This window comes from Rhodococcus sp. BP-160 (assembly GCF_019836205.1).
Lineage (GTDB): Bacteria > Actinomycetota > Actinomycetes > Mycobacteriales > Mycobacteriaceae > Rhodococcoides.
Window position 1 is genome coordinate 608336 of the sequence record NZ_JABUEK010000002.1, and the last position, 19400, is coordinate 627735.

Below are 19400 nucleotides of genomic sequence, written 5' to 3' on the forward strand. Positions count from 1 at the left end.
GTTTCGAGGAGGTCTCCATGGCCGCACAGCCCGCCACGCTCCTGGGGTTGCAGAAGACGAATCTGCGCGATCAGGCTCTCGACGCGCTGCGTCGGGCCATCACCAGTGGCGAGCTGCGTCCGAGTTCCGCGCTGGTGGAGACGGAGTTGTCGGAGCGCCTGCAGATCAGCCGAGGCACGTTGCGCGAGGCACTGCGGCAGCTTCAGCAGGAGGGGCTCGCCGTCATCGGCGCTCGGGGTCGGCTGTACGTGCGGCATCTGGACGACAAGGAGATCAGGGACATCTTCGTCGTGCGCGCCGCGCTCGAGTCCACCGCTGCCGCACTGCTCGCGGAGCGAGACGATCGGCAGGAGTCGGTCGCCGGCCTGTCGAGCGCGCTCGACCTGATGGACGCCGCCGGTGACGGTGATCTCGAGGCCCGGATCGAGTCCGATCTCAGTTTCCACCGACTGCTCTGCCGGCTCACCGGCAACGAGACCCTGGTGCACTCGTGGACGTCCCTCGAGGGTTCGATCCGCATGTCCATCATGTGGGCCGGCAAGTCTCGCGCGGTCGGGAACATGGACACCGACCGACACCGCCGCATCGTCGAGGCGATCGGATCGGGCGACGGCGCGGCTGCCAGCGCCTCGGTGGCGGAACACATGACGTGGGCCGCCGCGAATCTCTCCGCCGACATTTCTGCATAGGAGATGCGAGCGGCGTGGACGTGATCGGCGCTACTGTCCCGGCACCACGACGGCTGCTCGCTGCGCTCCGCACGTGTCTCATATCTGGACAAGTCATAGCTCCGTCTCGCCCGTACTGAAGGTAGGTTGACCGGAATGTTCTCCAAGGTGCTGGTGGCAAATCGCGGCGAGATCGCGATCCGTGCGTTCCGTGCGGCGTACGAACTCGAGGCGCAGACGGTGGCGGTGTTCCCGTTCGAGGACCGCAATTCGGTGCATCGGACGAAGGCCGACGAGGCGTACGAGATCGGTGAGCCGGGGCATCCGGTGCGCAACTACCTGTCGGTGGATCTGATCGTCGACGCGGCGGTGCGTGCGGGTGCGGACGCGATCTATCCGGGGTACGGGTTCCTGTCGGAGAATCCGGAGTTGGCGGCGGCGTGTGCGGCGGCGGGGATCACATTCGTGGGTCCGTCGGCGGAGGTGTTGGAGCTGACGGGGAACAAGGCGCGGGCGATCGCGGCGGCGAAGGATGCCGGGTTGCCGGTGTTGGCGTCGTCGGAGCCGTCGACGGACGTCGATGCGTTGGTGGCGGCGTCGGAGTCGATGACGTTCCCGGTGTTCGTCAAAGCGGTCGCGGGCGGTGGTGGCCGCGGTATGCGGCGGGTGGCGGAGCCGTCGGGGTTGCGTGCGGCGATCGAGGCGGCGGCGCGGGAGGCGGAGTCGGCGTTCGGTGACGCGACGGTGTTCCTGGAGCAGGCGGTGGTCGAGCCGCGGCACATCGAGGTGCAGATTCTCGCAGACACCCACGGCGATGTGATCCATCTCTTCGAGCGTGACTGCTCGGTGCAGCGCCGTCACCAGAAGGTGGTGGAGCTGGCGCCGGCGCCGAACATCTCGGACGAGCTGCGGGCCCGGTTGTGCAGTGACGCTGTGGCGTTCGCGCGGAAGATCGGGTACTCGTGTGCGGGCACGGTGGAGTTCCTGGTGGACCGGGACGGTAACCATGTGTTCATCGAGATGAATCCGCGGATCCAGGTCGAGCACACGGTGACCGAGGAGATCACCGATGTCGATCTGGTGCAGTCGCAGTTGCGGATCGCCTCGGGGGAGTCGCTCGAGGATCTGGGGTTGCGGCAGGAGGACATCCGGATCCGGGGTGCGGCGATGCAGTGCCGCATCACGACGGAGGACCCGGCGAACGGGTTCCGCCCGGACACCGGCCGCATCACCGCGTACCGCACCCCGGGCGGTGCGGGTATCCGTCTCGACGGCGGGACGACGTTGGGTGCGGAGGTGTCGGCGTACTTCGACTCGATGCTGGTGAAGCTCACCTGCCGTGGTCGCACGTTCGAGGACGCGGTGGCGCGGTCGCGGCGGGCGTTGGCGGAGTTCCGTATCCGCGGTGTCTCGACGAACATCGGCTTCCTGCAGGGACTTCTGCAGGACGAGGACTTCCGTGCGGGCAACGTCACGACGTCGTTCATCGAGGAGCGACCCGAGCTGTTGACGGCGCGGTCGTCCGGCGATCGCGGTACCAAGATCCTGACCTACCTCGCGGACGTGACGGTGAACAAGCCGCACGGCGAGCGTCCGAGCACGGTCTACCCACAGGACAAGCTGCCGGACATCGATCTGTCCGTCGCGCCGCGCGACGGGTCTCGGCAGCGGCTGCTCGAGCTCGGTCCCGAAGGCTTCGCCCGCGACCTGCGTCAGCGAAAGGCGTTGGGCGTCACCGACACCACGTTCCGCGACGCCCACCAGTCGTTGTTGGCCACGCGCGTGCGGACCTCGGGACTGCTGATGGTCGCCCCCTACGTCGCGCGGACCACACCCGAACTGTTGTCGATCGAGTGTTGGGGCGGTGCGACGTACGACGTGGCGCTGCGGTTCCTGCACGAGGATCCGTGGGAGCGGTTGGCGGCGCTGCGGGAGGCGGTGCCGAACATCGCCCTGCAGATGTTGCTGCGCGGGCGTAACACCGTCGGCTACACCCCCTACCCGGAGCGGGTGACGACAGCATTCGTCGAGGAAGCGGCGGCGACGGGTGTGGACATCTTCCGCATCTTCGACGCGCTGAACAACGTCGATCAGATGCGCCCGGCGATCGACGCCGTCCGCGAGACCGGCACGACGATCGCCGAGGTGGCGATGTCGTACACCGGTGATCTGTCGAATCCGGACGAGAAGCTCTACACCCTGGACTATTACCTGCGGTTGGCGGAGCAGATGGTCGACGCCGGCGCGCACGTGTTGGCGATCAAGGACATGGCGGGGCTTCTGCGGGCGCCGGCGGCGACGACGTTGGTGACGGCGCTGCGCAAGAATTTCGACCTGCCGGTGCACGTGCACACCCACGACACCCCGGGTGGTCAGTTGGCGACGTACCTGGCGGCGTGGCAGGCCGGCGCGGATGCTGTGGACGGGGCGTCGGCGTCGATGGCGGGCACGACCAGTCAGCCGGCGTTGTCGGCGATCGTGGCGGCGGCGGCGCACACCGAGCGGGACACCGGGTTGGATCTGGCGGCGGTGTGCGATCTGGAGCCGTACTGGGAGGCGATCCGAAAGGTGTACGCCCCGTTCGAGTCCGGGCTCCCCGCTCCGACCGGGCGGGTCTACACGCACGAGATTCCGGGTGGGCAGCTGTCCAATCTGCGTCAGCAGGCCATCGCGTTGGGCCTGGGGGACCGGTTCGAGGACGTGGAGAAGGCGTACGCGGACGCGGACCGGTTGCTGGGCCGGCTGATCAAGGTGACGCCGTCGTCGAAGGTGGTGGGCGACCTGGCGTTGCACCTGGTCGGTGCGGGGGTGTCGATGGAGGACTTCGCGGCGGATCCGGGGAAGTTCGACATTCCCGATTCGGTGATCGGGTTCCTGCGCGGCGATCTGGGCACCCCGGCCGGTGGGTGGCCGGAGCCGTTCCGCACCACCGCGTTGGCGGGGCGCGGCGCCGGGCGTGGGGAGGCGACGTTGACGACGCAGGACGAGGTGCTGCTCTCCGGCGCCAGTGCCGAGCGGCGTGATCGTCTCAATCATCTGTTGTTCCCGGGGCCGGCGAAGGAGTTGGCGGAGCACCGGGAGAAGTACGGGGACACCTCGGGGTTGTCGGCGAATCAGTTCTTCTACGGATTGCGTCAGGGCGACGAGCATCGGGTGCGCCTGGAGAAGGGTGTGGATCTGCTGATCGGGTTGGAGGCGATCTCGGAGCCGGACGAGGCGGGGATGCGGACGGTGATGTGCATCCTCAACGGTCAGTTGCGGCCGGTGTCGGTGCGGGACAGGTCGATCTCGGCGGATGCGCCGACGACGGAGAAGGCGGATCGGGACGATCCGTCGCATCTGGCGGCGCCGTTCGCGGGTGTGGTGACGTTGACCGCGGAGGTGGGGCAGTCGGTGTCGGCGGGAGAGACCGTCGCGACGATCGAGGCGATGAAGATGGAAGCAGCCGTCACCGCGCCGCGAGCGGGCACCGTCACCCGTCTGGCTCTGTCCGGTGTCGCGCAGGTCGAGGGCGGGGACCTGATCTGCGTCATCGCCGTCGGCGACACCACCGACCGCTCCTGACAGGGTTCTCGCAGTGACCAGGATCGTGGCCGGGACGGCCGGCGGGCGTTCGCTCGTCGTGCCGTCCCGCGGCACCAGACCCACCGCGGACCGGGTCCGAGAGGCGCTCTTCAGTGCGCTCGAGAGCCGGATGTACCTCGACGGTGCGTCGGTGCTGGACCTGTACGCGGGGTCTGGCGCTCTCGGTCTCGAAGCGCTCTCGCGCGGAGCCGAGCACGTCCTCCTCGTCGAGAACGACGCGCGCGCGGCGGCCGTGGTCGCCCGGAACATCGAATCCGTGGGACTGCCGGGAGCGCAGGTGCGTACCGCGCCCGTCGCGGCCGTCGTCGGCGGGACACCGGAGCGCCGCTACGACCTCGTGCTCGCCGATCCTCCGTACTCCGTGTCGGACGGCGCCGTGTCCTCGGTGTTGGACCGACTCGTCGAGGGCGAGTGGCTCACCGAGGACGCCCTCGTGGTCGTCGAGCGGTCCTCGCGCTCGCCCGCGACGGTGTGGCCCGCCGGGCTCGTCGAACTGAAGGCCAAGCGCTACGGCGAGGCTCGCATCGACATGGCCCGGTTCGAGGTCGCGCAGATCGAGCACCCCGCACGGGGAAGCTGATACGTTCACCCACCATGAGCCGCGCCCTGGTCCCGGGATCCTTCGATCCGATCCACAACGGTCATCTCGACGTGATCTCGCGCGTCGCAACGCAATTCGACGAGGTCATCGTCACGGTGGTGGTGAACCCCAACAAGAGTGGACTCTTCACCGTCGACGAACGGGTCGAGATGCTGGCGCAGGCCACCACTCATCTGCAGGGTGTGCGCGTCGCGACGTGGCAGGGGTTGCTCGTCGACTTCGCGTCGGAGTCCGGGGCCACCGCCATCGTCAAGGGTCTGCGCAACGCCGCCGACTTCGACTACGAGGTGCAGATGGCGCAGATGAACCGGCGACTCACCGGCGTGGACACGGTGTTCCTCGGAACCGACCCGGTGCACAGCAGCCTGTCGAGCTCGCTCATCAAGGAGATCGCGCGATTGGGCGGAGACGTCACGACGATGGTCCCGGCCGCCGTGCACGACCGACTGCTGGCCCGGCTCGCCGAGCGCTCCTGACCGGGCCGGACGGCGACACACCGGGGGACAATCGTGCGGACCGGTGCGCGTACCGGGCACACTGACACCGGAGATCGCGCCCGACGGGTGCGGTCGCCGAACTCAGAGACTGTCGATCGAAGTGAGGGCCGAGCACGGTGTACCGGGTATTCGAGGCGCTCGACGAGCTCGTCGCGATCGTCGAGGAGGCGCGCGGCGTCCCGATGACCGCGGGATGCGTCGTCCCGCGTGGTGATGTGCTGGAGCTGCTGGACGACGTCCGAGACGCCATTCCGGGTGAGCTCGACGACGCGCAGGACGTGCTGGACCACCGCGACAAGCTGGTGTCGGACGCACGGACCGGTGCCGAGAAGACGATCTCGTCGGCCGACGCGGAAGCCACCAGCACGGTGGAGAACGCGCGGGACGAGGCCGATCGACTCCTGGCCGACGCGAAGGCCCACGCCGACCGGATGGTCGCCGAGGCCACCGCGCACGCCGAGAGCCTCGTCGCCGACGCCACCGCGCGCGCCGACGCCACCATCGCGGACGCGGAGCACGAGTACGAGACGCTGACCGAGCGCGGCCGCGTCGAGTCCGCTCGCTCGATCGACGCCGGCAAGGCGGCCTACGAGCGTTCCGTCGCCGAGGGTCTCGCCGAACAGGAGCGCCTGGTCTCGCAGACCGAGGTGGTGCAGTCCGCGCACGCGGAGTCCGCTCGGGTCATCGACGCGGCGCACGCCGAGTCCGATCGTCTGCGTACCGAGTGCGACCTCTACGTCGACACGAAGTTCGCGGAGTTCGAGGAGATTCTCTCCGGCACGTTGCGGTCCGTCGGTCGGGGACGGCAGCAGCTCCGCACCGGCAGTGGCGTTCCGAGTTACGACACCGATTTCGCCGACTCGCGTGGTGAGGGCCGCTCGCGCTACTGACCGCCACGCAGATCCCTCCTCGCAGGGTGGGCTGGTGTGATTTGGCGCTGACCTGACGCTCCCGTATCGTGGAGTGGTTGCCCGCACCGCCCGTGAAAGGATCGTTCGTTGTCTCCCGCTGCTCGTCGCCACTCCGCCGAACCCGTCTCGGGGCTGGTGGTGGACACCCGTCGTCTGGGTCGCCGCGCAGGGTCGATGATGCCGGTCGCTCGCACCGTTCCCTCCCCGTCGCGCATCGGTCTGGACCTGATCGCGATCCAGGAGGGGGCCGACATCGATCTCGATCTCCGGTTCGAGTCCGTGTCCGAGGGTGTGCTCGTCAGCGGCACGGTCGACGCCGACACCGTCGGTGAGTGCTCGCGGTGCCTCGAGCCGTTCACGTCACACGTGCAGCTCCACCTCACGGAGCTGTACGCGTACCCGAACAGCGTCACCGAGGCCACCACGGACGAGGACGATCTCTACCGGGTCGAGGACGACGCGATCGATCTCGAACCACTGATCGTGGACGTGGCGGGGCTCACCCTGCCGCTGCGACCCCTGTGCACCGAGGACTGCCAGGGACTGTGCCCGGAGTGCGGCATCCGCCTGTCGATTGCGGAACCGGGTCATGCGCATGAGACAATTGATCCTCGCTGGGCCGGTCTCGCGGCGAAGCTGCAGACCGACACCGACCAGACCTAGTCGGCCGGCGCACCCTGCGCCTGCACGACCCGTGCTTCACCAGCACGACATTGCACCGAACGAGTACGAGGAGAAGTAGAAGTGGCTGTTCCGAAGCGCAAGATGTCGCGGTCCAACACCCGATCGCGACGCAGCCAGTGGAAGACCACTGCACCCACCCTCATCACCTGCCCCAACCGCGGGTGCGGCGAGAAGACCCTGCCCCACACGGTGTGCCCGAACTGCGGCACCTACAAGGGTCGCCAGGTCACCGCGGCAGTCTGACGGTGACCTCACAGTCGCCAGCGACAGACCGGAGCGGCGAGGACGATCATGCATCGCTTCTCGCCGCTCTTGGCGTGTCTCTGGACCACGACCTGCTCGTCCACGCTCTCACCCACCGCTCGTACGCGTACGAGAACGGTGGGCTGCCCACGAACGAACGCCTCGAGTTCCTCGGAGATTCCGTTCTGGGTCTGAGCATCACCGAGCAGCTGTACAGCGCCCACCCCGACAAGTCGGAGGGCGAGCTGGCCAAGATCCGCGCGAGCGTGGTCAACATGCACGCGCTCGCCGAGGTGGCTCGCCAACTGGGTGACGGCGGACTCGGTGCGCACCTGCTTCTGGGCAAGGGCGAGGAAATGACCGGTGGGCGCGACAAGCCGTCGATCCTCGCGGACGGCATGGAATCGCTTCTCGGCGCCATCCACGTCGAGCACGGCATCGACGTCGCACGCGAGGTGGTGCTGCGTCTGTTCGACGCGTTGCTCGAGCGTGGACCGCGTCTCGGTGCCGGCCTCGACTGGAAGACCAGCCTGCAGGAGCTCACGGCCGAGAAGGGTCTCGGTGTTCCCGCGTACGAGATCACCGCGACGGGACCGGACCACGACAAGGAGTTCACGGCCACCGTGCTCGTCGGCGGATCGCCGCACGGGCAGGGCGTGGGTCGCTCGAAGAAGGAAGCCGAGCAGCGCGCCGCCAGCGCGGCCTGGAACGCTCTCAGTGAATCGGCCTCCGCAGCGCTGATCGCCGGCCCGACCCCGGAGATGTCGTCCGACCGGAATGCCTGAACTTCCCGAGGTCGAGGTGGTGCGACGCGGACTCGCGTCGCACGTCGTGGGGGAGACCCTCGTCGACATCGAGGTCCTGCATCCGCGTGCCGCTCGACGGCATCTCGAGGGAAGTCTCGATCTCCAGTCGCGACTGGCCGGCACCACCGTCGTGTCCGCCGAGCGCCGTGGCAAGTACCTCTGGCTCGTGGTCGCCGCGAACGACGACGCGACCGGGCCGCTCGAGTCGATCGTGGTGCACCTGGGCATGAGCGGGCAGATGCTCGTCCAGCCCGCGGACGCACCCGACGAGAAGCATCTGCGCATCCGCGCCCGACTGGGCAGCGGCACGGATCTGCGATTCGTCGATCAGAGGACGTTCGGCGGGTGGGCGGTCGCCGACCTCGTGGAGGTCGACGGCTCCCGGGTCCCGGTTCCCGTGGCGCACATCGCCCGCGACCCACTCGACCCCCAGTTCGACGCGGAGTCCGTGGTGACGGCGATGCGGGGCAAGCACACCGAGATCAAGCGCGCGCTCCTCGATCAGACCGTCGTGTCGGGCGTGGGCAACATCTACGCCGACGAGTCGTTGTGGCGCAGCAAGATCCACGGCAATCGACTCACCGATTCACTGACTCGCCCGGCGCTGCGCAGGTTGCTGAACAACGCGCACGCTGTCATGGGGGAGGCACTGGCGCAGGGCGGCACCTCGTTCGACGCGCTGTACGTCAACGTGAACGGTCAGTCGGGGTACTTCGACCGGTCACTGGCCGCATACGGCCAGGAGGGACTCCCGTGCCCTCGCTGCGGCGCTCCCATCCGCCGCGAGAAGTTCATGAATCGGTCGTCCTTCAGCTGTCCGAAGTGTCAGCCGGCGCCGAGGGTTCGGCGGGGATGATTCCGGTGCGTGGCGTAAAGATCGCATCAAAGCGCCTGCTCGCAGCGTCAACAGAGCGTCAGTAAGGCCGAGATGGGCGCGTAGGGGGTGGACGCTGGCGTAGCTGCCGAGCATCCGCCGGCAGGTCGTCGCCGTTTCACGAGGATTGCATCCATGGCTGACCTGGCCTACCTACTCACCGCGGCAGCAGGTTTCGCTGCGCTGGTGTTCACCGTTCTTCGACTCGGTCGATCCGCATGACCGCCGCCGGAATCGAGAGCGTGATGTTGATCGTGGTCTCCGCGGCACTTGCGGTGTACCTGCTGATCGCGTTGCTCGACCCCGAGAGGTTCTGAGCCGTGACTCCCGCACTTGCGGCCGGGCTTCAGATCGCGGCCGTCGTGATCGTGCTCGCTGCCGCCTACGTTCCCCTCGGCGACCACATGGCGCGCGTCTTCATCACTCCGCGAGATGAACGTGCTCGTGACGAAGTGGTCAGCTCTGCCGCACGACAGGCTGCGGGATCGACGATCACCACGACCACCACGCTCGACCCGCCGAAGCCGACGAGCAGGTCGGTATCGGCAACGGCGGACTGGCGGGTGGAATACCTGCTGTATCGCGTGTGCCGGATCGACCCCCGCTCGGAACAGACGTGGGTCGGCTACGCCTTGTCGCTGCTGGGCTTCTCTGCTGCCGGGGTCTTCTTCCTCTATGCCCTCCAACGGGTTCAAGGTGTTCTGCCGCTGAACAACTCGCTGCCGGGCGTCAGCCCGTCGGTCGCGTTCAACACGGCGATCTCCTTCGTCACCAACACGAACTGGCAGTCGTACTCACCCGAGACGACGATGAGCAATCTGACTCAACCTCTCGGCCTCGCAGTACAGAACTTCGTCTCTGCCGCAGTCGGACTGGCTGTGGCCGTCGCGGTGATCCGCGGGTTCGTCCGTGTGCGCAGCGGAGGTGAACTCGGAAACTTCTGGGTCGATCTCACGCGCGGCGTACTGCGGATCCTGCTGCCGTTGTCGTTCGTCGTGGCGCTGATCCTGCTGACGCAGGGCGTCGTCATGTCGTTCCACAGTGGTTTCGCCTCGACGGGTCTGGACGGCAGCTCGATCACGAACGCACTCGCTCCTGTCGCCTCTCAGGAAGCGATCAAAGAGCTCGGTACCAACGGTGGCGGAATCCTGGCGGCCAACTCGGCGCACCCGTTCGAGAATCCGACGCCGCTGTCCAACATCGTCGAGATCATCGCCCTGCTGTTGGTCCCGGTCGCATTGACGCGCACCTTCGGAACCCTCGTCGGAGAACGCAAGCAGGGTCTGTCGATTCTCGCCGTCATGGCGTTGCTGTGGGCCGGCATTCTCGCCGTGACCCTCGCTGCGGAATCCGGTACTCGCGGCGTCGCTGCGCAGGCCGCCGGCGCCATGATGGAGGGCAAGGAACAACGATTCGGCATTCCCGGCTCGGCCCTGTTCGCAGTCAGCACCACCGGAACATCGACCGGTGCAGTCAACTCCGCGCACGACGCCATGTCCCCGCTCGGCGGTGGAGTCGTCATCCTGAACATGCTCTTCGGCGAGGTGGCACCCGGCGGAGTCGGGACCGGCCTCTACGGAATGCTGGTCCTGGCCGTCATCGCCGTGTTCGTGGGTGGGCTTCTGGTCGGACGCACGCCCGAATACCTCGGGAAGAAGCTCGGCAAACGCGAGATCACGATGGCAGCGTTGTCGGTACTGGTCATGCCGGCGCTCGTTCTGATCGGGACCGGTGTCACGGTGATCCTCGGTTCCACCAGCGGAGCGCTCGGCAACAGCGGCGACCCTGGAACTCCGGGTTCGATCCACGGGTTCAGCGAGGTGCTCTATGCCTACGCCTCCGCGTCGAACAACAACGGAAGTGCGTTCGGCGGACTGACCGTGACCGACGACTGGTTCCAGACCTCCCTCGGCATTGCGATGCTGCTCGGCCGATTCCTTCCGATCGTGTTCGTTCTGGCTCTCGCCGGCTCACTCGTGACCAAGCGTCGAAGTCCGGCCGGACCCGGGACGCTCCCCACCACGGGACTGCTGTTCGCCGGTCTTCTCACCGGCACGATCGTCCTCGTCGCTGCGCTCACATTCTTCCCGGCGCTCGCGCTGGGCCCCTTCGCGGAGGCTTTGCAATGACCCTCGTCAACGACCATCCCACTCAGTCGGAGGCGACACCCGACGACGGCGCGCCGGCTCCCGTCACATCCGGCTACTTCAGCCCCACACAGCTGTGGACCTCGTTGCCCACCGCATTCCGCAAGCTCGATCCGCGTCACCAGGCCCGCAACCCGGTCATGTTCGTCGTTCTGGTCGGCTCGGTCATCACCACTGTCATGGCGATCGCCGACCCGTCGGTGTTCTCCTGGCTCGTCACCGGGTGGCTCTGGTTCACCGTGGTGTTCGCGAACCTCGCCGAGTCCGTTGCCGAGGGTCGCGGCAAGGCCCAGGCGGCCAGTCTGCGCAACGTCAAACGGGACACGCTCGCGAATCGTCGGCTGCCCGACGGGTCCGTCGAGAGCGTGCCCGGCACCGAGCTGAAGGTCGGTGACGAGGTGGTCGTCACCGCAGGGGAGGTCATTCCCGGTGACGGTGATGTGGTCGACGGCATCGCATCGGTGGACGAATCCGCCATCACGGGTGAATCCGCACCGGTGGTGCGCGAATCGGGCGGTGACCGAAGCGCCGTCACCGGCGGCACGACCGTGCTGTCGGACCGGATCGTCGTGAAGATCACCGCCGCACAGGGTGAGACGTTCGTCGACCGGATGATCGCGCTCGTCGAGGGTGCGTCGCGACAGAAGACTCCGAACGAGATCGCTCTCAACATCCTGCTCGCGTCCCTGACCATCGTGTTCCTGCTTGCCGTCGTGGCCATCGGTCCCATGAGCATCTACGCGGGGTCGGCGCAGGATCCGGTCAAGCTCATCGCACTTCTCGTCTGCCTGATTCCGACGACCATCGGCGCACTCCTGTCCGCCATCGGCATCGCCGGTATGGACCGACTGGTGCAGCGCAACGTTCTGGCCATGTCGGGCCGCGCGGTCGAGGCCGCCGGCGACATCGACACCCTGCTCATGGACAAGACCGGCACGATCACCTTCGGAAATCGCAGAGCCACGGCACTGCATCCGGCACCCGGGGTCGATGTTCGGGAACTCGCCGACGCGGCCCGCCTGTCGTCGCTCGCTGACGGAACACCCGAAGGACGCAGCATCGTCGAACTCGTCGCACGCGACTTCGGCGGGGATGTAGCTCCCACAGCTGGGGGTGAGTTCGTTCCGTTCACCGCTCAGACCCGCATGAGTGGGCTGGACGTCGACGGTCGGCAGATCCGAAAGGGTGCCTCCGACAGCGTGTTCGCCTGGGTTCGCGAGCAGAGTGGCCACGCCGCCGACACTGCGGTACGTGATTCGGTCGAATCGGTGTCCGAAGCGGGCGGTACACCGCTCGTCGTCGCGGTCGCCGAATCCGGATCGAGTGCCCGAGTTCTCGGAGTCGTCGAGTTGTCGGATGTGGTCAAGCCTCACATCGCCGAGCGATTCGAACGGTTGCGCGCCATGGGCATTCGGACCGTGATGGTGACCGGCGACAACCCCCTCACCGCTCGGGCCATCGCCGCGGAAGCCGGCGTGGACGACTTCCTCGCCGAAGCGACACCGGAAGACAAACTGGCCTTGATCCGCCGTGAACAGAACGGTGGTCGGCTGGTCGCAATGACGGGGGATGGCACCAACGACGCTCCCGCGCTGGCTCAGGCCGACGTAGGCGTGGCAATGAACACCGGCACGTCCGCAGCGAAAGAGGCGGGCAACATGGTGGATCTCGATTCCGATCCCACCAAATTGATCGAGGTGGTCGAGGTCGGAAAGCAACTCCTCATCACCCGCGGAGCGCTCACCACGTTCTCGTTGGCGAACGACCTCGCCAAGTACTTCGCGATCCTGCCGGCACTGTTCTCCACGGTGTATCCCCAGCTCGACACACTGAACATCATGCGGCTGGCAACTCCACAATCAGCGATCGTCTCGGCCGTGGTGTTCAACGCACTGGTCATCGTGGCGCTGATTCCTCTTGCGCTGAAGGGTGTTCGGTACACGCCGTCCACCGCGTCGACACTGCTCGGCCGCAACCTCGCCGTCTACGGCGTCGGCGGTGTGATCTCGCCCTTCATCGGTATCTGGCTGATCGACCTCGTGGTCCGACTCGTTCCTGGAATGGGCTAGCAATGCGTACATTTTCGGTGTTCTTCAAACAGATCGTCGCCGGATTCACAGTTCTGCTGGTGTTGACGGTTCTCCTCGGAATCGGGTACCCAGCCGCGGTGTGGGCCATCAGTCGCATCGGGTCCGACTCGGCGGAAGGTTCACCCATCCGCGATGCCTCGGGATGTGTTGTCGGCAGCTCGCTCATCGGCGTCGACACCGTGGTCGCAGACGGACGACCCGATCCGTATTTCCACACGCGCGTCACAGGGTCGGTCGCCGACGACGACGCCTTCGCCGCGGGGGACCCCTCCGCCGCTCTCCCTCTGAACCAGGGTCCGAGCAGTGACATTCTCGCGTCGTTCATCGAGCAACGTCGTGCTGCGATCGCCGAGCGTGAGAACGTCGATCCGGCGGCGGTGCCCGTCGACGCGGTCACCGGTTCCGGTTCGGGTGTCGACCCGGACATCAGCCCGGCGTACGCGGAGCTTCAGGTCCCCCGTGTGGCGGCAGCAACCGGCAACTCCCGGGACGAGGTCCGCGCGCTGGTGGCCGCGAACACCGACGGTCGTCAGTTCGGATTCCTGGGACAGGCGACGGTGAACGTCGCCACGCTGAACGTCGACCTGGGACTGACTGCACCCGACTGCTCGACCACGGGTGGATGATGAGCACGTGAGCATGCACGCCGACGCCGCGGACGAACGCACGACACCGGGGGGCAGGGGAGAACTGCGCATCTATCTCGGCGCGGCGCCGGGCGTGGGAAAGACGTTCGCGATGCTCGGCGAGGCGCACCGTCGCCAGTCCCGTGGGTGTGACGTCGTCGCCGGCGTCGTCGAGACTCACGGACGCACTCGAACGGCAGAGATGCTGGAAGGCATCGCGGTACTGGCGCCGACCATGGTCGAGTATCGCGGAGCCTCGGTCCCCGAACTCGACGTCGACGGCGTCGTGGCCAGAATGCCGGAAGTGGTCCTCGTCGACGAACTGGCCCACTCGAACACTCCGGGCAGTCGCAACGCCAAGCGCTGGCAGGACGTCGAGGAGTTTCTGGCCGCCGGGATCGACGTGGTGTCGACTCTGAACGTGCAGCACCTCGAGAGTCTCAACGACGTGGTCCAGCGCATCACCGGTGTGGTGCAGCGGGAGACGGTTCCCGACGCTGTCGTGCGAGCCGCGGCCCAGGTAGAGCTGGTCGACATCACACCGGAAGCGTTGCGACGCAGACTGTCACACGGGAACGTCTACGCACCCGAGAAGATCGACGCGGCACTGAGCAACTTCTTCCGGCGTGGAAACCTCACCGCTCTGCGGGAGTTGGCGCTGCTGTGGTTGGCGGACCAGGTCGATGCGGCGCTGGCCCGCTACCGCGCCGACAACGCCATCAGGGACACCTGGGAAGCGCGAGAGCGTGTCGTCGTCGCGGTGACAGGCGGACCCGAGTCCGACACTCTCGTACGCCGCGCCAGCCGGATCGCCGCGAAGTCCAGCGCCGAACTCATGGTGCTGCACGTGGTGCGAGGTGACGGGTTGGCGGGGGTGTCCGCCGCGCACATGGGTGCGGTGCGGACCCTGGCCGGCGGTCTGGGCGCCTCGATGCACAGTGTCGTCGGCGACGACGTGCCCGTGACGTTGCTCGAGTTCGCCCGCGGGGTGAACGCGACGCAACTCGTGCTCGGAACGTCGCGCCGGTCACGGTGGGCACGGGCCGTCGACGAGGGCATCGGATCGACCGTGGTGCAGAACTCCGGCGCGATCGACGTCCACATGGTCACGCACGACCACGCCTCCACCGCAGTCCGGCGACTGTCGTCGCCGACCGTCCGGCGCCCCGTCGCCTGGATCGCCGCGCTCGCCGTACCGGCGGTGGCGGCGGGATTGATCTCGCTCGTGGACGACCTTCTCGATCTCGGCGGCGAGAGCGCGCTGTTCTTCATCGTCGTGCTGGCGGTGTCCCTGCTCGGCGGCGTGGCCCCCGCGATCCTGTCGGCGCTGTTCTCCGCCCTGCTGCTGAACTTCCTCTTCACCGAACCGCGCTACAGCTTCACCATCGCCGAGCCGGACAACTTCGTGACGACTGTGGTGCTGCTCGTCGTCGCCGTGGCGGTGGCCGTGCTCGTCGACGCGGCCGCCCGGCGGGCACGGGACGCCCGCAGCGCGTCGCAACAGGCGGAACTGCTGGCGCTGTTCGCCGGATCGGTGCTGCGGGGAGCCGACCTGCCCGCTCTGCTCGAGCGGGTGCGCGAGACGTACGGGCAGCGCGCCGTGGCGGTGCTGCGCTCGGGGCACGGCGTCGTCAGTGCAGTGGGGGAGAACCCGCCCACGAGCGTGGACGCCGCCGACACCGCGGTGGAGGTGGGCGACGAGGAGTACGCCCTCGTCCTCGCGGGGCACCGCACCCGCGCGACCGACCGGCGTGTCCTCACGGCGGTCGCCAATCAGGCGGTCGGCTTGATCCGCCAGAGCGAACTGGCCGCGGAGGCGAGCACCGCCGCGGCCGCCGTCGAGTCGGACACACTGCGGCGGGCACTGCTGTCCGCCGTGGGACACGACCTGAGGACGCCGCTGGCCGCGGTCAAGGCCGCCGCCTCGAGTCTGCGCAGCGAGGACGTCACCTTCTCGCCCGAGGACACCGCGGAGTTGCTGGCGACGGTCGAGGAGTCGGCGGATCAGCTCACCGCGCTGGTGGAGAACCTGCTCGACTCCTCGCGCCTGGCCGCCGGCGTGGTGCGGCCGGTGTCGGCGCGTGTGTTCCTCGACGAGGTGGTGCACCGCGCCTCGGCCTCCGTCGGTCCGGCGCGGTCCCGCCTGCAGGTGGAGGTGGGGGATCTGTCGGTGCTGGCGGACGAGGGTCTGCTGGAGCGAGTGGTGGCGAATCTGATCGACAACGCTGTGCGGTACGCACCCCACGGCGAGATCCGCGTGTCCGCTCGTGTGGACGACGACCGCGTCCGGCTCGCCGTGGCCGACCACGGGCCCGGTATCGCGGACGGCTCGGAGGAGACCGTCTTCGACGCGTTTCAGCGGCTCGGGGATCGCGACAACACCACCGGCGTCGGCCTCGGACTGTCCGTGGTGCGCGGCTTCGTCGAGGCCATGCACGGCACGGTGTCGACGCAGCGCACCGTCGGCGGCGGGCTGACCGTCACCGTCGACCTGCCGGCGGCGTCGTGACCGAGGACGGGGGAACGACCGAGACGCCGCGGCCGGGACCGCCGCCCACCCGTGTCCTCGTCGTCGACGACGAGCCGCAGTTGCTGCGGGCGCTGCGCATCAATCTCGGGGTGCGGGGCTACGACGTGTCGACGGCGTCGACCGGAGCGGGAGCTCTGCGCGCCGCCGCCGAGAGGCATCCGGACGTGATCGTCCTCGACCTGGGTCTGCCGGATCTCGACGGCCTGGAGGTGCTCGCCGGACTTCGCGGGTGGACCACCGTGCCCGTGATCGTGCTGTCCGCCCGTTCGGACTCCGGCGACAAGGTCGACGCGCTGGACGCGGGTGCGGACGACTACGTGACCAAGCCGTTCGGCATGGACGAGTTCCTCGCCCGGCTGCGCGTCGCGGTTCGGCGCGCCGCACGCACGGCGGACGGCGACGGCGAGGCGGTCGTCGTGACCGACTCGTTCACCGTGGATCTGGCCGCGAGATCGGTGACGCGCGACGGGCAGCCGGTCCACCTCACCCCCACCGAGTGGGGCATGCTCGAGATGCTGGTGCGGCACCGCGGCAAGCTGGTCGGACAGCGAGAACTGCTGCGCGAGGTGTGGGGCCCGGCGTACGAGACCGAGACCCACTATCTCCGGGTGTATCTCGGTCAGCTGCGGCGCAAACTCGAGCCCGATCCGGCGCATCCACGCCACCTGCTGACCGAGGCCGGCATGGGGTATCGCTTCCGAACCTGATGCGCCTCACCGCCGGCGGCCCACCGCTCCGATAGGTTGGCCGGTGTGCTGGTCGACGGAAGAGACATCCCGGTCACCGGGAGCGTCCTGCAACCGTTGACCCGGCGAACGAGCGACATCCTGCGGGTCGTGACCGCGGCGATCGTCCTGGGGGCGATCGTCGTCGGTTCGTTGGTGACCCGCAACGAGTGGACAGCGCTGGAGCGCTCGATCTCCGACATCGTCGGCGTGCTCACCCCGAGCCAGTCCAATGCCGTCTATCTCGTGTACGGCGTCGCCATTCTGGCTCTTCCGTTCACCGTGCTCGCCGGACTGGTGGCGGCACGCCGCTGGCGGCTGCTCGCGGGTTACGTCGCTGCGGCCGTGGTGGCCGCACTGGCGTTGTCGGTCAGTGGCAGCGGGATCTCCGCGCCGAAGTGGCACATCGACGAATCGACGCGCCTGGACACCCTGCTCTCGCAGATCCTCGACGATCCGCGCTGGATCGCCATCGTCGCGGCCGTGCTCACCGTCTCCGGCCCGGGGCTGCCGATCCGCTGGAAGCGGACGTGGTGGGTGCTGCTGCTGGCTTTCGTCCCGATCCATCTGCTCATCAGCACCGTCGTCCCCGCGCGCTCGCTGCTCGGTCTCGCCGTGGGGTGGCTCGCCGGATCGCTCGTGATCTGGGTGGTGGGCACCCCGGCACTCGAGGTGCCGCTCGCCGAGGCCGTCCGTGCCCTGAAGCGCCGGGGAGTCGACATCGCCGGGTTCGTCGTTCTGCGCCCGGCGAGTTCGGGTCCCCTGGTGCTCTCGGGACGGATCGGGCCGGTGGGCCACGACGTCGTCGTCGAGCTGTTCGGTCCCAATCAGCGCAGCCGCGGCGCCCTGCGTCTGCTGCGCCGACTGGTGACTCTGCGGTCGTCGGAGAGCCCGCCCCTGCACGCCTCCCAGCGCCGCGCGGTGGAGCATCGCGCGTTGATGGGCATCGCGCTGAACGACCTGGGCGTGGCGGCCTGTGTCCCGACGGCGGTGTCGGCCCTCGAGCGTGGCTGGGTCCTGTACGCCCACAGCGTTCCCCGCGGTCGGCGCGTGGACCCCGAGCGTCCGGAGGATGCGCACGCACTGTGGCGGACTCTGGGAGTGCTGCGCTCCCGGCAGATCTCGCACGGAGACCTCCGGGTCGACGACATCCGGATCGACGAGGACGGCACCGCATTGCTCGGTGGCTTCGACACCGCGGAACTCGGCGCGTCGCAGGCCCAGTTGCACTCGGACGCCGCGCAGCTGATGCTGACCACCGCATCGCTGTACGGGCCCGACGTCGCCGTCGACGCCGCGATCGACAGGCTCGGCCCGGCGGACGTTCTCACCGCCTCACGCCGGCTCACGCCGTCCGCCATCCCGACCCGCGTGCGCCGGGCGGTGCACGACGCCAAGGGGGTGCTCACGGCGACGCGAGACACGGTGCTGGCCCGGACCGGGACCTCGGCGATCGCCACCGAGCAGGTGACGCGGTTCTCGCGCAACCAGGTCGTGCAGTTGGTCCTGCTCATCGCGCTGGTCTACGTCGCGTATCCGTTCATCAGTCAGGTCCCCACCTTCGCCTCCGAGCTGGCCTCGATCGACTGGTGGTGGGCACTGCTCGGTCTCGCGATCTCCGCCGCGACCTATTTCGGAGCGGCCGCGGCACTGTGGGCGTGCGCCTCGGGCGCCGTGGGTTTCCTGAACACGACGATCATGCAGGTGGCCAACACGTTCGCGGCGACGACGACTCCGGCGGGTGTCGGCGGACTGGCGCTGAGCGTCCGCTTCCTGCAGAAGGGCGGTTTGACGCTCACGCGCTCGACCGCCGCGGTAGCTCTGCAGCAACTGGTGCAGGTGATCTCGCACGTGACGCTGCTCGTGGTGTTCAGCGTCGCGGCGGGCCAGTCCGCCGACCTGTCCCGCTTCGTCCCGAACGCCACGATCCTGTACCTCATTGCCGGTGTCGCGTTCGGCGCCCTCGGCGCCTTCCTGTTCGTGCCCACCCTGCGGCGCTTCCTGCGCACCGCGGTGCGGCCTCAGCTCGCGGAGGTCTACTCGGACCTCTCGGAGCTCGTGCGGCATCCGGCACGCTTCACCGTCATCGTGCTGGGCTGCGCCGCAACCACTCTCGGTGCTGCCTTCGCGCTGTGGGTGAGCATCGAGGCGTTCGGCGGGGGCACCACCTTCATCACGGTCACCATCGTCACGATGATCGGTGGGACGCTCGCCTCCGCAGCCCCGACGCCGGGTGGCATCGGCGCCGTGGAAGCCGCTCTCATCGGCGGTCTGGCGGCGTTCGGGTTGCCCGCCACCATCGCGGTGCCGTCCGTTCTGCTCTATCGCGTGCTCACGTGCTGGATCCCGGTGTTCCTCGGCTGGCCGATCATGCGGTGGTTGACGCGCAAGGACATGATCTGACGTCCTCCCA

Annotated in this window: 16 protein-coding genes; all 16 read left to right on the forward strand. The window is 68.1% G+C overall.

What is annotated here, in order from left to right:
- Window positions 1-17 precede the first annotated feature (17 nt).
- The 16 genes from HQ306_RS09310 (at window position 18) to HQ306_RS09385 (ending at window position 19390) form a co-directional block, all read left to right on the forward strand.
- The gene (locus HQ306_RS09310; protein WP_027506987.1) at window positions 18-689 is read left to right on the forward strand and encodes a GntR family transcriptional regulator; all 672 of its coding nucleotides are present in this window, start codon (window positions 18-20) and stop codon (window positions 687-689) included.
- A 135-nt stretch (window positions 690-824) separates the two neighbouring features.
- Complete coding sequence (locus tag HQ306_RS09315; protein WP_222630714.1) at window positions 825-4232, forward strand: pyruvate carboxylase; 3408 nt, start codon at window positions 825-827, stop codon at window positions 4230-4232.
- A 13-nt stretch (window positions 4233-4245) separates the two neighbouring features.
- Window positions 4246-4833 (forward strand): 16S rRNA (guanine(966)-N(2))-methyltransferase RsmD, encoded by a 588-nt coding sequence (rsmD, locus tag HQ306_RS09320; RefSeq protein ID WP_222630723.1) that lies wholly within the window; start codon window positions 4246-4248, stop codon window positions 4831-4833.
- A gap of 14 nt (window positions 4834-4847) precedes the next feature.
- Window positions 4848-5330 carry a pantetheine-phosphate adenylyltransferase gene (gene coaD, locus HQ306_RS09325; protein WP_027504973.1) on the forward strand — a complete coding sequence of 161 codons (483 nt, stop codon included), beginning with the start codon at window positions 4848-4850 and terminating at the stop codon, window positions 5328-5330.
- A 137-nt stretch (window positions 5331-5467) separates the two neighbouring features.
- Window positions 5468-6241 (forward strand): DivIVA domain-containing protein, encoded by a 774-nt coding sequence (locus HQ306_RS09330; protein WP_027504974.1) that lies wholly within the window; start codon window positions 5468-5470, stop codon window positions 6239-6241.
- Between the two features lie 195 nt (window positions 6242-6436).
- Window positions 6437-6925 (forward strand): DUF177 domain-containing protein, encoded by a 489-nt coding sequence (locus HQ306_RS09335; protein WP_081821208.1) that lies wholly within the window; start codon window positions 6437-6439, stop codon window positions 6923-6925.
- An 81-nt stretch (window positions 6926-7006) separates the two neighbouring features.
- Window positions 7007-7189, forward strand: coding sequence for a 50S ribosomal protein L32 (rpmF, locus tag HQ306_RS09340; protein ID WP_027504976.1), 183 nt, complete (start codon window positions 7007-7009; stop codon window positions 7187-7189).
- 2 nt (window positions 7190-7191) lie between these two features.
- The gene (gene rnc, locus HQ306_RS09345) at window positions 7192-7974 is read left to right on the forward strand and encodes a ribonuclease III (protein WP_027504977.1); all 783 of its coding nucleotides are present in this window, start codon (window positions 7192-7194) and stop codon (window positions 7972-7974) included.
- On the forward strand, window positions 7967-8851 hold the full coding sequence (gene mutM, locus HQ306_RS09350; protein ID WP_056445093.1) for a bifunctional DNA-formamidopyrimidine glycosylase/DNA-(apurinic or apyrimidinic site) lyase: 885 nt from the start codon (window positions 7967-7969) through the stop codon (window positions 8849-8851). Before rnc ends, mutM begins: the two co-directional genes overlap by 8 nt.
- Window positions 8852-9087: 236 nt before the next feature.
- Entirely contained in the window at window positions 9088-9186 is a 99-nt protein-coding gene (kdpF, locus tag HQ306_RS09355; protein WP_222630725.1) for a K(+)-transporting ATPase subunit F, read from the forward strand.
- Window positions 9187-9189: 3 nt separating this feature from the next.
- Window positions 9190-10998 (forward strand): potassium-transporting ATPase subunit KdpA, encoded by a 1809-nt coding sequence (kdpA, locus tag HQ306_RS09360; RefSeq protein ID WP_222630727.1) that lies wholly within the window; start codon window positions 9190-9192, stop codon window positions 10996-10998.
- On the forward strand, window positions 10995-13085 hold the full coding sequence (kdpB, locus tag HQ306_RS09365) for a potassium-transporting ATPase subunit KdpB (protein WP_222630729.1): 2091 nt from the start codon (window positions 10995-10997) through the stop codon (window positions 13083-13085). Before kdpA ends, kdpB begins: the two co-directional genes overlap by 4 nt.
- Before the next feature lie 2 nt (window positions 13086-13087).
- Entirely contained in the window at window positions 13088-13732 is a 645-nt protein-coding gene (locus tag HQ306_RS09370; protein ID WP_222630730.1) for a potassium-transporting ATPase subunit C, read from the forward strand.
- Window positions 13733-13745: 13 nt separating this feature from the next.
- Window positions 13746-16241, forward strand: a complete 2496-nt coding sequence (locus tag HQ306_RS09375; RefSeq protein ID WP_222631467.1) for a sensor histidine kinase KdpD — start codon at window positions 13746-13748, stop codon at window positions 16239-16241.
- On the forward strand, window positions 16238-16969 hold the full coding sequence (locus HQ306_RS09380) for a response regulator (RefSeq protein ID WP_027504984.1): 732 nt from the start codon (window positions 16238-16240) through the stop codon (window positions 16967-16969). The genes HQ306_RS09375 and HQ306_RS09380 overlap by 4 nt, the downstream gene beginning before the upstream one ends.
- A 45-nt stretch (window positions 16970-17014) precedes the next feature.
- The gene (locus tag HQ306_RS09385) at window positions 17015-19390 is read left to right on the forward strand and encodes a lysylphosphatidylglycerol synthase transmembrane domain-containing protein (RefSeq protein WP_222630740.1); all 2376 of its coding nucleotides are present in this window, start codon (window positions 17015-17017) and stop codon (window positions 19388-19390) included.
- Window positions 19391-19400 lie beyond the last annotated feature (10 nt).